General features: G+C 64.7%; 11 protein-coding genes and 1 pseudogene. 6 read left to right on the forward strand and 6 right to left on the reverse strand.

What is annotated here, in order from left to right:
* The 4 genes from EOA36_RS11505 to EOA36_RS11520 form a co-directional block, all read left to right on the forward strand.
* On the forward strand, positions 1-243 hold a 243-nt coding region (locus tag EOA36_RS11505; protein WP_189553186.1), incomplete at its 5' end, for a 2-dehydro-3-deoxygalactonokinase.
* A complete protein-coding gene (locus tag EOA36_RS11510; protein ID WP_127277744.1) occupies positions 240-878 on the forward strand; it encodes a 2-dehydro-3-deoxy-6-phosphogalactonate aldolase in 639 nt (212 codons plus the stop codon). The genes EOA36_RS11505 and EOA36_RS11510, both read left to right, overlap by 4 nt.
* The gene (locus EOA36_RS11515; RefSeq protein WP_127277745.1) at positions 878-1753 is read left to right on the forward strand and encodes an SMP-30/gluconolactonase/LRE family protein; all 876 of its coding nucleotides are present in this window, start codon (positions 878-880) and stop codon (positions 1751-1753) included. The genes EOA36_RS11510 and EOA36_RS11515 overlap by 1 nt, the downstream gene beginning before the upstream one ends.
* Positions 1754-1881: 128 nt before the next feature.
* Positions 1882-2940 (forward strand): D-alanine:D-lactate ligase-like protein, encoded by a 1059-nt coding sequence (locus EOA36_RS11520; RefSeq protein WP_127277746.1) that lies wholly within the window; start codon positions 1882-1884, stop codon positions 2938-2940.
* Between the two features lie 135 nt (positions 2941-3075).
* Here the strand turns inward: EOA36_RS11520 and EOA36_RS11525 are convergent, their stop codons facing one another.
* The 6 genes from EOA36_RS11525 to dnaK form a co-directional block, all read right to left on the reverse strand.
* Positions 3076-3363 (reverse strand): DUF1330 domain-containing protein, encoded by a 288-nt coding sequence (locus EOA36_RS11525; protein WP_120017644.1) that lies wholly within the window; start codon positions 3361-3363, stop codon positions 3076-3078.
* Between the two features lie 27 nt (positions 3364-3390).
* Positions 3391-4104 (reverse strand): orotidine-5'-phosphate decarboxylase, encoded by a 714-nt coding sequence (pyrF, locus tag EOA36_RS11530; RefSeq protein WP_167531400.1) that lies wholly within the window; start codon positions 4102-4104, stop codon positions 3391-3393.
* Positions 4105-4115: 11 nt separating this feature from the next.
* A complete protein-coding gene (locus tag EOA36_RS11535; protein WP_127277747.1) occupies positions 4116-4712 on the reverse strand; it encodes an NADPH-dependent FMN reductase in 597 nt (198 codons plus the stop codon).
* Positions 4713-5085: 373 nt separating this feature from the next.
* Positions 5086-5691, reverse strand: coding sequence for a phospholipid N-methyltransferase PmtA (gene pmtA, locus EOA36_RS11540; protein ID WP_127277748.1), 606 nt, complete (start codon positions 5689-5691; stop codon positions 5086-5088).
* 105 nt (positions 5692-5796) lie between these two features.
* Positions 5797-6927 (reverse strand): molecular chaperone DnaJ, encoded by a 1131-nt coding sequence (gene dnaJ / locus EOA36_RS11545; protein WP_127277749.1) that lies wholly within the window; start codon positions 6925-6927, stop codon positions 5797-5799.
* Positions 6928-7125: 198 nt separating this feature from the next.
* The gene (gene dnaK / locus EOA36_RS11550) at positions 7126-9042 is read right to left on the reverse strand and encodes a molecular chaperone DnaK (RefSeq protein ID WP_127277750.1); all 1917 of its coding nucleotides are present in this window, start codon (positions 9040-9042) and stop codon (positions 7126-7128) included.
* A gap of 241 nt (positions 9043-9283) precedes the next feature.
* Here dnaK and EOA36_RS11555 point away from each other — a divergent pair, with 241 nt between their 5' ends.
* Positions 9284-11497 carry a hypothetical protein gene (locus EOA36_RS11555; RefSeq protein ID WP_189522205.1) on the forward strand — a complete coding sequence of 738 codons (2214 nt, stop codon included), beginning with the start codon at positions 9284-9286 and terminating at the stop codon, positions 11495-11497.
* Positions 11498-11507: 10 nt separating this feature from the next.
* Positions 11508-13481: pseudogene (locus EOA36_RS11560) on the forward strand (DUF11 domain-containing protein); the annotation flags it as partial.

The following is a 13481-nucleotide window of genomic DNA, read 5'->3' on the forward strand; positions in this document are numbered from 1 at the left end:
GCCGCCTGCCTGTCCGGCCTGCTGATCGGCGGCGAGATTGCCTCCGCCCGGCGCCGGCACGGCGCCGGCGCGACATCGGTGGTGCTGGTTGCCTCGGGCGCGCTGGCCGTGCTCTACCAGGCGGCGCTCGGCCTTGCCGGGCTTGGCCTGCGCACCGTCGACGCCGACGAAGCAGTACGCGCCGGGCTGATCGAAGCCGCGCGCGAGAACGGCATGATCGCCAGAACCGGAGCAGCCCTATGAGCCAGACCGCACCTTTTCCCAAACTCAAGCGCGGCCTGGTCGCCATCCTGCGCGGCCTGAAGCCCACCGAGGCGATCGCCATGGGCCAGGCGCTGTTCGACGCCGGCATCGAGGCGATCGAGGTGCCGCTCAACTCGCCCGAACCGTTCTCGTCGATCGCCAGGATTGTCGAAGTGCTGCCGAAAACGGCCCTGGTCGGCGCCGGCACCGTGCTGACGGCGGCCGATGTCGACAGCCTGCACCGGGCCGGCGGTCGATTGCTGGTCAGCCCCAACATCGATGCCGAGGTGATGGGCCGCGCCAAGACATATGGCATGGTCACCATGCCTGGCGTGTTCACCCCTACAGAAGCTTTCCAGGCGATCCGGCTCGGCGCTTCGGCGCTGAAATTCTTTCCCGCCAGCGTGCTCGGCGCATCGGGCATTTCCGCGATCCGGGCCGTACTGCCGGCGCAGACGCTGGTCGGCGCGGTCGGCGGCGTTTCGGACAAGGATTTTGCCGGCTACAAGGCGGTTGGCGTGACGGTCTTCGGGCTTGGCTCCAGCCTGTTCAAGCCTGGCACGAGCGTCGACGACGTAGCGGCGCGCGCACACGCCGCCGTCGCTGCCTGGGACGCGGCATTCGGAGACGCATGATGAGCGAGGTTTCGGTTTTCTCCGACCATGTCTGCGAGCTCGGCGAAGGGCCAAGCTACGATCCCGCCACCGATGCGTTGTACTGGTTCGATATCGTCAACTGTCGGCTCCTGGAGAAATCCGTGGCCGGCGGTGCGCTGAAGATCCACGAGCTTGGCCAGATGGCGAGCGCCATCGCCATCATCGACGACAAGCGTCAGCTGATCGCCACCGAGACCGGCCTCTTCGTCCGCGACGTCGCGACCGGCCGGATGACGCTGCATACGCCTGTCGAGGCAGACAACCCCCTTACCCGCTCCAACGATTCCCGTGTCCATCCCTGCGGCGCCTTGTGGATGGGGACGATGGGCAAGAGCGAGGCAAAGGGCGCCGGTTCGATCTACTGGTTTTTCAAGGGCGAACTGCGCAAGCTATTCTCCGGCATCACCGTGTCGAACTCGATCTGTTTCTCCGGGGATGGCGCGCTCGCCTATTACACCGACACCTCGACCGGCCTGCTGATGCGCGTCGCCTGTAATCCGGCGACCGGCCTGCCCGCTGGAGAACCAAATGTGTTCGTCGATCACCGCTCGTCCAAGGGCTATGTCGATGGGTCGGTCGTCGACCACGATGGCGTGCTGTGGAACGCCGTCTGGGGCGGCAAGGCGGTCAAGGCCTATTCGCCCGACGGCACATTGTTGCGCGAAATTGCGATGCCGGTGACGCAGCCTTCCTGCCCGGCTTTCGCCGGCGCGAAGGCGGACCGGCTGGCGGTGACGTCGGCCTGGAAGGGCAAGGACGAGAAGCAGCGCCAGCTCGACCCGCAGGCCGGCATGACGTTCGTCCTCGACATCAAGGTCAACGGCCGCTTCGAGCCACGCGTGCTGATCGCCTGAACGAAGGTGGCCGATAAACGTCCTCGCCGGCGTTGTCACGCAACCGTCCGGGACGGTCGGTTTCGCGAAAGCCCACGGCATGCGCCGTGCGATGCTGGGCGATCACATAGCCGGGATTCAATCATCGCATGTCCAGCCGCAGGCCAGAACTGATCCTCGTCCACGAGCCGGAGAAGGCTTGCTTCGAGCGCCTGGTCGCCGAGGGCTATGCGCCGAAGCGTGCCGCCGAGATTTCGTCCTACCTGGCGCAGTCGACCGACCTCGCGCCCGAATTCGACACGCTCGCCGCAGCCTGTGACAGCCGCGGCCTCGCCTTCGCCGCGGTGGAGCTGGACGATGCCGCAAGCGCGCTCACCGGAGCCGATCCGGCCACGACGCTGGTCTGGACGCTGACCGACGGCATCGCCTATTTCCGTGGCGGCGGCGCACCCGCGCTGGCGCGGCTCAATGGCCTGAGAACGATCGGCGCGGACGATTCGCTGTTCGCGCTCTGCCAGGACAAGTTCCGCTCCGGCGCCGTGCTTGGCGCGCTCGGCCTGCCGGCGCCGCAGGCGGGACTTGCCCGCAATGGAAACTGGCTGGTCGAGCCGCCGGCCTCCGCTGCCGGCTGGTTCGTCAAGCCCAACAGGCTCGGCGCCAAGATCGGCATCTGGCCGGATTCGCGCGTAGCCGATCTCGGCCACGCGCTGGAGCTCAGCCGCCGTGTTTTCGCGGCCTATCGCGACGATGTCGTCGTCCAGCCCTATGTCGCCGGCCGCAATGTGCGCGCCAGCTTCCTCGGCCTGACGCCGGAAACCGGCGTCGAGGCGCTTGGCGTCGCCTTTGTCGAGTCAGGCGCGGACTTCCAGACCATGGCGGACAGCCTGGCGCTTTATGGTGACACCGGTGAGGCGGCGAAGGCTGCCGGGCACTATGCCGAACCCGAACTCGCTCCAGTCGCGGACAGCCAGCCGGTGGCCGATGCGAGGATCAGGGTGATCGCCGAACGGCTGATCAGCGGGCTCGGCCTGCGCGACGTGTTTTCCATCGACCTGCGCGTCGAGGCAGATGACACGGTTCATCTCATAGAATTCGAGGTCTGCCCCGGCCTGCCGTGCTTCGATTTCCGCGCCTACTGCCGCCAGCAATGGGCGCTGAGCCTGGCGGACGCGATGGCGGAAACCGCCGCAAGCCGGTTGCGCTCATGACGCCAGGGATAGCGGCGCGACACCCCTCGCAATCGGCATCCGACGGCTAAGCACGGAGCGAAGCGACGCGGCGCGGACATGCCGTGACTTCGATCCGCTGCGACGGTGCGGAATTCCGCTCGGCCGCCCCCGGACCTAAATGCCTTCGACCAGCACGATCTCGCCGTCGGCGACCTTCTGGCGGATGGCGACCGCGCGCTGATACTCCGGCGAGTGATAGCAGTCATGCGCGGCGGCGAGTGATGGAAATTCGATGATGACATTGCGCGCGCGGCCCGGACCTTCGGCTTTCTCGTGTTCACCGCCGCGGGCGAGAAATGTCGCGCCGAAGCGCTCGAAGGCCGGCTTGGCGGCCGCGACATAGTCCTTGTAGCCTTCGGCGTCGCGCACATCGACACGTGCGATCCAGTATCCCTTGGGCATTCTCTTTTCTCCTATCGTGCTGGCTCGTCAGGCCGAGCGCATTTCTTCCAGAATGGCCTCGGCCGCCGCGCGCCGGTCGCTTGCCGCGACGATCGGCCGTCCGACGACCAGATGGCTGGCGCCGTTGCGGACCGCCTGCGCCGGCGTCACAACGCGCTTCTGGTCGCCATGGTCGCTGCCGGCCGGCCGGATGCCGGGCGTCACCACCGCCATGTCCGGGCCGACGATGCGGCGCACCGCTTCGGCTTCCGCGGCCGAGCAGACGATACCTCCCATGCCGGCATGCAGCGCCTGTTCCGAGCGCCTCAGCACCAGCGTGTGCGGGTCATATTCATAGCCGACATCGATCATGTCCTGCTCATCCATCGAGGTCAGCACGCTGACGGCGAGCAGGCAAAGCTCGCTGCCGCGCGCTGCCTCCACCGCCGCCTGCATCGCCTTGGGATAGGCATGGATGGTCAGCATGGTCATGCCCATCTTGACGATGTTCTCGACGCCCTTGGCCACCGTGTGGTCGATGTCGAGCAGCTTCATGTCGAGAAAGATTTTCGTCCCGCCGCTGGCCAGCTCCCTGGCAAAGTCGAGCCCGCCGGCAAAGGCCAGCTGATAGCCGATCTTGTAGAAGGAGACGACGCCGTCGAGCTCGCGCACCGCCTGCTCGGCCTCCTTGACGGTCGGCACGTCGAGGCCGACGATCAGTCGCTCTTGCATGGATTGGGCCTGCATGGAATGGGCCTGCATGGTTGCGGCGGTCACACCTCGACCCTGGTCGACAGCATGCGCGAGGTCTCGATCAGCGTGCGGCATAGGTGCTCCATCGATTTGTGCAGTCTTTCGTCACGGAAATGGCCGTCCCCGTCGAAGGCGTCGCCACCCTCCGGCACCGAGCATTCGGGCGTCACCACCTCCATCTGGCAGCGCACCAGCACGGCGCGCAGATGGTTGATGCAGCGTATGCCGCCGAAGTGTCCGTTGGAGGACGAGCAGAGGCCCGCGACCTTGCCGGCAAGCGGCCTGACCGATCGGCCGCCATCCCGTCGCACCCGGCTCACCCAGTCGATCGTGTTCTTGAGCAATGGCGGGATCGAGCCGTTATATTCGGGCGTCGCGATCAGCAGCCCGTCATGAGCGGCGATCAGCCGCGCCAGCTTCTGGGCGTTTTCGGGGACGCCTCTTTCCATTTCCAGGTCTTCGTCGAGGATCGGCAAGGGATAGTCGGCGAGCGAAACGCGGGTGACCTCGGCGCCCTGCACCGCAAGTTCCTTCTGCGCCACGTCGGCGGTCCTGCCGCTATAAGCGCCTGTGCGCACCGAGCCGGCGAAGACGAGGATTTTCGGGATCACTGCCATTGGCCAACCTTGTTCTGGGACACGTACAGCCAAGGTTCGATCAAATCAACGCATCGGCGCCATAAAACGCTCGGTATTGGCCGAAGCCCCCGACTTCGTCATCCCTGGGCGAAGCAGGAGCGAAGCTCCGTCGCGGAGACCCTGGGATCCATTCCGTGACCTTGGACGTAGAGTGCAGCGGAGCAGAATTCTTCTTCGCCGCGGCACGTCGAGGTCGCGGCATGGATCCCTTGGGCTGCGAAGCAACGCCAGGGGTCTGCGCCGCGTCGCTGCGCTCCTTGCTCCGCCCGTGGATGACGAAATGAGGGATGTTTCGGCCAATCGCCAAGCTATGCAGCCAGCATCAGGAACCGCGAACGGCTCAGCGCGTCCGCTAATGCGCTTCGCGCCGGTAGATCCACAGCTGCGTCGGCGGGATGTTGCGGAAGATGAAGTCGAAATGCTTGACCGTGTAGTCGCCGCGGCCCGCCGGGATCGGCGACATCGGACCATAGGTCAGCTGGACGATCGGCCGTCCGGCCGGGATGCGATCGAGCAGGCTTTCGATATAGGCGATACGCTGGGCGACCGGGAAGTTGAGCAGCGGCACCCCGGAAACGACGCTATCGAAGATCATCCCGCGCCTCTCGCCAAGCGTGGCGTTGAGGTTGAAGGCATCGCCCTCGATGACGTTGACGCCGGGATAGAGCTGGCGCAGATGGCGCACGAAATCGGTGGAATATTCGACCGCGTAGAGGTTTTCGGGCCGCACGCCCTGGGCGAGGATGGCGCGGGTGATGACGCCGGTGCCGGGACCGACCTCGAGCACCGGCAGGCCGGACTTCGGGTTGACGATCGAGGCCATCTTGCGCGCGGTGATCGAACTGGTCGGAACGATGGAGCCGACGGTCTTCGGCTTGTCGATCCAGCCCTTGAAGAATTTGAGTTCGTCGTCGAACTTCTCGGCAAACGCCTTCCGCAGTCCGTGACCACGTGCCATGCAAGCTCTCCTCAGCGCGCCCCTTGGAAGCTACTTAACATCTGGGTGACGCAAGGCAAGGCACGGCCATGCCTATGTCGTGGATAAGATAGCTTTGGTCGCGTCTCAACGTTCGCCGAAAGACTCGAAAAAGTCCTTCATGCGAGCGAAAAAGCCGCTCGATTGGGGCGAATTGTCCTGCGAGGAGAGTTGTTCGAACTCCTCCAGCAGCTCGCGCTGGCGACGCGACAGGTTCTGTGGCGTCTCGACCGCGGTCTGGATGTAGAGGTCGCCGACATTGGGCTGGCGCAACACCGGCATGCCCTTGCCCTTGAGGCGGAACTGACGTCCGTTCTGCGTGCCTTCGGGGACCTTCACCTTGGTCTGTGTGCCGTCGAGCGTCGTCACCTCGAAGGAGCCGCCAAGGGCCGCCGTCGTCATCGAGATCGGCACCTTGCAATAGAGGTCGGCACCGTCGCGCTGGAAGAATTCGTGCGGCTTGACCGCCAGGAAAATATAGAGGTCGCCCGACGGCCCGCCGCGCAGGCCGGCCTCGCCTTCATTGGCCAGCCGGATGCGGGTGCCGTCCTCGATGCCGGCCGGGATGTTGACCGAGAGCGAGCGCTCCTCGGTGACGCGGCCCTGGCCGGCGCATTTCGGGCACGGGTCCTTGATCGTCTGGCCGCGGCCCTGGCATTGCGGGCAGGTCCGCTCGATCGAGAAGAAGCCTTGCGTGGCGCGCACCTTGCCGTGGCCGTTGCACATCGAGCAGGTAACCGGCTGGGTGCCGGGCTTGGCGCCGCTGCCGGAGCATTCCGTGCAGGATATCGAAGCCGGCACGCGGATTTGCGCGGTCTTGCCCGCGAAGGCTTCCTCCAGCGAGATTTCCATGTTGTAGCGCAGGTCGGCGCCGCGCTCGCGGCCACCGGAAGAGCGGCGCTGGCGGCCGCCCATCATGTCGCCGAAAATATCCTCGAAGATGTCGGCGAAGCCGCCGGCGCCAAAGCCTTGCGCGCCGCCATTCATGCCGCCCTGCTCGAAGGCGGCGTGACCGAAACGGTCATAGGCCGCGCGCTTCTGCGGGTCCTTCAGCGTCTCATAGGCTTCGTTGATTTCCTTGAACTTGTGCTCGCAGGAATGATCGCCGGGGTTGCGGTCGGGATGGAACTGCATGGCGAGCTTGCGAAAAGCGCTCTTGAGCGCCTTCTCGTCGGCGCCCTTTTGCACGCCCAGCGTTTCGTAGAAATCAGCTTTCATTTTTTCCCGCAGTCCGGATCAACGTCTTGATGCATTGTTGCGTCGTTTGCCGGCATGTTGTCTCGATTTAGGATCGGTGCCGCCCGGATGCCAGTGCCGGTGTGCGCCTGTCCGGGTTTTTCTGTTATTTTTTCCGCGAGGGTTGCAAAAAAGCCCGGCCTGCGCCGGGCTTTTCGCATTATCTTGCCGTCAGGCCGTTCAGGCCGACTTCTTCTTGTCGTCGTCCTCGTCGATTTCCTCGAAATCGGCATCGACCACGTCGGAGTCCTTGGCCGCATCCGCCTTGGCGTCGGCTTCCGCCGCTTCCTTCTGCGAGGCCTCGTACATGGCCTGGCCAAGCTTCATGGAAGCTTCGGCGAGCGTCTGGCTCTTGGCCTCGATGTCGGCCGGGTCGTCGCCCTCCGCAGCGGTCTTGAGCGCCGCGATCGCGTCCGAAATCGCCGTGCGCTCGGCCTCGGAGACCTTATCGCCATATTCCTTCAGCGACTTCTCCGAGGAATGCACCAGCGCTTCGGCCTGGTTGCGGGCCTCGACAACGGCGCGACGCTTCTTGTCGGTGTCGGCATTGGCCTCGGCGTCCTTGACCATCTTCTCGATGTCGGCGTCCGAAAGACCACCCGAGGCCTGGATGCGGATCTGGTGCTCCTTGCCGGTGCCCTTGTCCTTGGCCGAGACGTTGACGATGCCGTTGGCGTCGATGTCGAACGTGACTTCGATCTGCGGCACGCCGCGCGGCGCCGGCGGAATGCCGACCAGGTCGAACTGGCCGAGCGCCTTGTTGTCGGCGGCCATTTCACGCTCGCCCTGGAAGACGCGGATGGTCACGGCCGACTGCGAATCCTCGGCCGTCGAGAACACCTGGCTCTTCTTGGTCGGGATCGTCGTGTTGCGCTCGATCAGCCTGGTGAACACGCCGCCCAGCGTCTCGATGCCGAGCGACAACGGCGTCACGTCGAGCAAAAGCACGTCCTTGACGTCGCCCTGCAGCACGCCGGCCTGGATGGCGGCGCCGAGTGCGACGACCTCATCCGGGTTGACGCCCTTGTGCGGCTCCTTGCCGAAGAACTGCTTCACGATCTCCTGGATCTTGGGCATGCGGGTCATGCCGCCGACCAGGACCACTTCGTCGATCTCGCCAGCCTTCAGGCCGGCATCCTTCAGCGCCGCCTTGCACGGTTCGATGGTGCGCTGGACGAGATCCTCGACCAGGCTTTCGAACTTGGCGCGGGTCAGCTTCAGCGTCAGGTGCTTCGGGCCGGTCGCGTCGGCGGTGATGAAGGGCAGGTTGATCTCGGTCTGCGTCGTCGACGACAGCTCGATCTTGGCCTTCTCGGCCGCTTCCTTGAGGCGCTGCAGGGCAAGCTTGTCGGCCTTGAGGTCGATGCCCTGTTCCTTCTTGAACTCGGCCGCCAGATATTCGACCAGGCGCATGTCGAAATCCTCGCCGCCGAGGAAGGTGTCGCCATTGGTCGACTTCACCTCGAACACGCCGTCGCCGATTTCCAGCACCGAAATGTCGAACGTGCCGCCGCCAAGGTCATAGACGGCGATGGTCTTGCCTTCCTTCTTGTCGAGGCCGTAGGCGAGTGCCGCGGCCGTCGGCTCGTTGATGATGCGCAGCACTTCCAGGCCGGCGATCTTGCCGGCGTCCTTGGTGGCCTGGCGCTGGGCGTCGTTGAAATAGGCCGGAACGGTGATGACCGCCTTCTCGACCTTCTCGCCGAGATAGGCTTCCGCCGTTTCCTTCATCTTCTGCAGGATCATGGCCGAGATCTGGCTGGGCGACTGCTTCTTGCCGCCGGCCTCGACCCAGGCATCGCCATTGTCGCCCTTGACGATCTTGTAGGGGACAAGCTTCTTGTCCTTCTCCGTCACCGGATCGTCATAGCGGCGGCCGATCAGGCGCTTGACCGCGAAGATGGTGTTTTCAGGATTGGTGACCGCCTGGCGCTTGGCCGGCTGGCCGACGAGACGTTCGCCGTCGCCCGAGATGGCGACGATGGAAGGCGTCGTGCGCGCGCCTTCCGCATTCTCGATCACCTTCGGTTCCTTGCCATCCATGATGGCGATGCAGGAGTTGGTGGTGCCGAGATCGATACCGATTACTTTTGCCATTTTTCTAGTCTCTCCGCTAAGCAGGCTCTCAGGACCCGGTAAAGGCGTTCCGATGAAAGCCCCTGTTCACAAGAAATCCCGTCCGGCCACCGGTTGTCCGGCGCCGCACGGCTTGGCGCGTATATAAGAACAGGCGGCATCGCGCGCAAGCATTCTGCGCAAGGCTTCCATGAACCTTTCCACGCCGGCCAGCGACTGATGTCCAGGTGCCGCATGGTGCGGCCCCGGAAAGGAAGCCCCCATGACCAGCAACCCAGAGACTCCGCGGTCTCCGGGACCAACAGGAGCTCGGCGCGACCACCGCCTTCGGGACGGGGTCGATGCGCTGGGCTTTCCGCTGATTCCGTTGACCCTGCGCAGGAGCAGGCGTATCGTCACTATGAGGAAAGCAGACAATTCAATCAGGGAAGAACGAGCCGGACCGCCGCGACTTGCCCTGATTTGTGCGGCAAGTCCGGACGTCTCTCCCCTGGACTACGGGGGTAGTGTCATGTCTCGCATCCGCGGCTCGTTCGTGCCTTCTTCAGAGTTAGACGGCCGCTTGCGCGGTGCCTTGCAGGCCACAGGCTTGCTGGCTCTCGCGCTTGCCGCCAGCCTGTGGCTGGGCGGCGCGGCCAGGGCGCAGGAAACCCAGATCATTTATCCCGGCTCGATGGCGGTCACCGGCTTTCCCGGCACCATCATCCCCAATTTCGACGAGGGACTGCCGCCCGGCGTCGATCCGGTCGACGAGACCTTCATAGACACCTCGCGCGCCACCTTGCGCGTGTTCGACGTTTCGCACCTGGGCGGTCCGGCCTCCGGCCAGCTCGTCTTCACGCCGCCGCCTTTCGAGGTGACCGCAGGCCAGATCGGTGAGGTGTTCGGCCTCACCTATGATGACGGCGTGCGCGACGGTGTGCCGTCCGGCATTCCCAACCTCTATGCCGCCGCCACCTCGCTGCATGGCGTCGAGATCGTCACGCCGGACGCCGACAAGGACGGCAGGCCGGAGCGGCAGCGCCGCGGCACGGCGGGCGCCACCTTCATGAATGGCCAGTTCGGCACCGAAAACGGCGGCGGACCGGGCACCATCTGGAAGATCGACGGCATTACCGGCCAGGTCGCCAAATTCGCCGATATCGACACCAACAGCGGTCCTGGCATCGGCAATCTCACCTTCGATCCCGTCCACCGCCAGTTCTTCGCCTCCGATCTCGACACCGGCCTCATCCATCGCATCGACGCCAACGGCAGACTGATCGACACTTTCGACCACGGTGTCGCCGGCCGCCCAGCGCATGGGCTGGCCCCGGTCGCCGACGATGGCGCTATAATGGACATACAGGGCGCGGCCTTCGACACCGAAGACCCCGACAGCTGGGGCTACACCCAGGATGAGCGCCGCGTCTGGGCCGTCTCCTATCATGGCGGCCGGCTCTATTATTCGGTTGGCGAAAAGTCGGAAATCTGGTCTGTGGGCATTGCCCGCGACGGCACCTTCGCCGGCGATCCGCGCTGGGAACTGACGGTCAAGGCCGACAAGGACTACGCCGTCACCGACATTACCTTCGACAACAGCGGCTTCATGTATCTCGCCCAGCGCGGCCCTGTCGAAAACCGCTATGACTACAGCCGCTTCGCCGATTCCGGCAAGGGCGAGGTAATCCGCTACTTCAGAGAGTATCCCGACGATCCCTCGACGGAATCGGTCTGGGTCGAAGCGCCGCAGGAATATGCTGTCGGCTTCCCGCAAGGCAACAGGCAGTCGGCCGGCGGTCTCGACCTGCAATATGGCTACGATGCCGACGGCAATCTCGACACCTCGGTCTGCACCCAGACCTTGGTCAACACCGGCGACAAATTGCGCGACAACCCCGAGCTTGCCGAAAAACTCGCGGCTGGCGGGCCGCTTGCGGTCCATGGCGTGCAGATCACGCCCAAGGACCTGGTCAAGCCGGCCAACGTGCCGCCCTTCGGCTCCTGGTTCGTCGATTTCGACGGCTATTTCGAGGATCCCGAAGTGGAAGGCCATGTCGGCGACGTCGCCGTCTGGCATCCCTGCGAGGGCCGTGCCGGCTATTACGAGGAAATACCGGGCGGCTATGAGCCTCCCTTCTACCCGCCGGACTTCCCACCGCCCGGCAATCTGCCTCCGTGTCTCGATGTCGAGGACGTGCAATTCTACTGCACGCCGCGCGGCCTCGAGGCCGATCTCTATCTCCATGACCATGCCGGCTTCGGCGGCGATTCGATCAAGGTCCAGTCCAGGACGCCAGGCGTCGGGGTGACATCACCCATGTCGCATGCGCCAGGCAAGCCGTACACGATCGACATCACCGGCCACTATCCGGGCGACAGAGTGGATGTCGGGCTGTGCTTCTACAGGAAGTCCGATAAGGACAAGGGTGGCTACTACCCTTGCTGCAAGATGACCTTGCCGCTCCGCACCCCAGCCGTCAGCTGCGAACGTTGAGGAGGCAAAGATGACCATTCTTGCCCCATCCCCGCTCGCGACCAAAACGCAAAAAACCGTCATGGAGACGATCATGAAACCCCTGTCATATGCCAGGCGCGGTGCGCGCTGGCTGATGGCGGCCGGTATCGCGGTCGCCCTTGCGCCCGCGCTGCCGGCATCCGCCGCCCAGACCGTCCAGGCTGTCACCAGCCCCGATGTGCAGCCGCTGCAGCTCGACAATCCGCGCATCATCAACCCGGAACCCGGACGTGTCGTGCCGTTCTTCACCAAGACCGGTGGCCAGCGCAGCTGCGACTATGTCTTCTACACCTTAACCTTCGGGCTGCGCGGCAATCCGCAAGGTTTTGCCAATCCGGGCCTCGAGGCGGCGCTGAAGAAAGCCAAGCTCGACTTCAAGGACCAGCTTCCGCACGGTCTTTCGATCGTCAACGTGACGGTCTCCGGCGACGGCACCGATGCATCGGGCGGGGCCTTGCCGAGTGCTGTCATCAGCAATTCGGCCGGCCCCAACGACACCGCAACGGTTTCCGATTTCCGGATTTCCGCCAGCGATCTCGATGGCTCGGGCGCACCGAACGAACGCGTCATCACTTTCCGCATTACGGCCAAGATCGACCACGCCGCGTTTCCGGCGCCGGTCAATGTCGACAACCAGGGCCTGATCAAGGTTACCTCGGGCCCCGGCACGGGTACCCTCATCCCGTCGCAGGATCCGGGCAAGCCGGATGACGGCAACATCGCGACCGGCGAAAAGACCTCGATCCGGATCGACCTCACCAAATGCGACAGGCAACCTCCGCCTCCAACCGACCACGAATGCTTCAAGGTCGAGCGCGGCACGGTCGACTGCGTGCCCGGCGGCGGCGCCTTCATCTATCACATGCCTGTCGGCCCGGAGATGGGCGGTAAGTGGGTGCAGGTTTCGACGACCTCACCAGGCATCACCATCATCCCCGACACCCAGAAAGTGCCGGTGGGCGGCGGGGTGCTCGACTGGAAGATCGTCGGCGCTTCACCCGGTGACGTCATCCATCTCATCGTCACCGGCATCGAGACCTATGCCGGACCGAAGGAAGGTTGGGGCCTGTGCTGCACGCAAACCATCGACATCATCATCCCGCGCGACCAGAGGTGCCCGCCCAAGGACAAGGAGCCGGACCTCAAGGTTGAAAAGCATGCAGATGTCACACGTTGCACGATGGGTGGCGGCTGCGTCTTCACCATCCGGGTCACCAATGTCGGCACCGCGCCCTACAACGGCAAGATCGTGCTCGACGAGGTGACGCTGCCGGCCGGCTCGACGCTCGATTCAGGGCCCAATCCGCCCTGGGTCTGCGCGCCGGGTACCACCCCGATGACGTGCACCTATCCGGTGACCACGCTCAATCCGGGGGCCTTTGTCGACCTCAAGCTCGGCTTCAAGCCGGCCGGAGGCTGGCAAGGCAGCGTGCTGCGCAACTGCGCCACCTACAATTACGGCGCCAGCGGCAAGCCGCTGTTCGGCAGCCAGGCCAATGACCGTGGCTGTGCCTCGATCCCGATCTGCCGCCGCGGCGACCGCAACCCGGAGTGCCAGCCGCCGGTCGAGAAGAAGGTCGACCTGATCCTCAAGAAGCGTGCCCGCACCGAAATCTGCACCGCCGATGGCGTCTGCACCTTCATCATCGACATCATCAACAACGGCACATCGACCTATAACGGGCCGCTGACGGTGATCGACAACTACCCAAGCGGCGCGCCGACATCCTCGACCTTCGGGCCGAGCCCGCCCTGGACATGCGGCCCGAACGGCCCCGGCCAGTTCCGCTGCGACAATCCCGCCATCTCGCTGCCGGCGGGCGCCTCGACGCCGATCTTCGTCAAGGCGGTCGTGCCGGCCGGCTACCGGTCCGACACGATCGAGAACTGCGCCGAGGTGAAGGCCGTCCCCGGTGAGGTCGACCTCACCGGGGACGGCCTTCACCTCGGCGCAGTTCTCGAT

The organism is Mesorhizobium sp. M8A.F.Ca.ET.021.01.1.1 (assembly GCF_003998025.1).
Lineage (GTDB): Bacteria > Pseudomonadota > Alphaproteobacteria > Rhizobiales > Rhizobiaceae > Mesorhizobium.

What these genes read in the sequence shown, in the direction of transcription:
- pyrF (WP_167531400.1), bottom strand. Translation starts at nt 4,104, where the DNA reads ATGCAGGCCCATTCCATGCAGGCCCAATCCATGCAAGAGCGACTGATC.
- EOA36_RS11515 (WP_127277745.1), top strand. Translation starts at nt 878, where the DNA reads ATGAGCGAGGTTTCGGTTTTCTCCGACCATGTCTGCGAGCTCGGCGAA.
- EOA36_RS11520 (WP_127277746.1), top strand. Translation starts at nt 1,882, where the DNA reads ATGTCCAGCCGCAGGCCAGAACTGATCCTCGTCCACGAGCCGGAGAAG.
- dnaK (WP_127277750.1), bottom strand. Translation starts at nt 9,042, where the DNA reads ATGGCAAAAGTAATCGGTATCGATCTCGGCACCACCAACTCCTGCATC.
- EOA36_RS11510 (WP_127277744.1), top strand. Translation starts at nt 240, where the DNA reads ATGAGCCAGACCGCACCTTTTCCCAAACTCAAGCGCGGCCTGGTCGCC.
- pmtA (WP_127277748.1), bottom strand. Translation starts at nt 5,691, where the DNA reads ATGGCACGTGGTCACGGACTGCGGAAGGCGTTTGCCGAGAAGTTCGAC.
- EOA36_RS11525 (WP_120017644.1), bottom strand. Translation starts at nt 3,363, where the DNA reads ATGCCCAAGGGATACTGGATCGCACGTGTCGATGTGCGCGACGCCGAA.
- dnaJ (WP_127277749.1), bottom strand. Translation starts at nt 6,927, where the DNA reads ATGAAAGCTGATTTCTACGAAACGCTGGGCGTGCAAAAGGGCGCCGAC.
- EOA36_RS11535 (WP_127277747.1), bottom strand. Translation starts at nt 4,712, where the DNA reads ATGGCAGTGATCCCGAAAATCCTCGTCTTCGCCGGCTCGGTGCGCACA.
- EOA36_RS11555 (WP_189522205.1), top strand. Translation starts at nt 9,284, where the DNA reads ATGACCAGCAACCCAGAGACTCCGCGGTCTCCGGGACCAACAGGAGCT.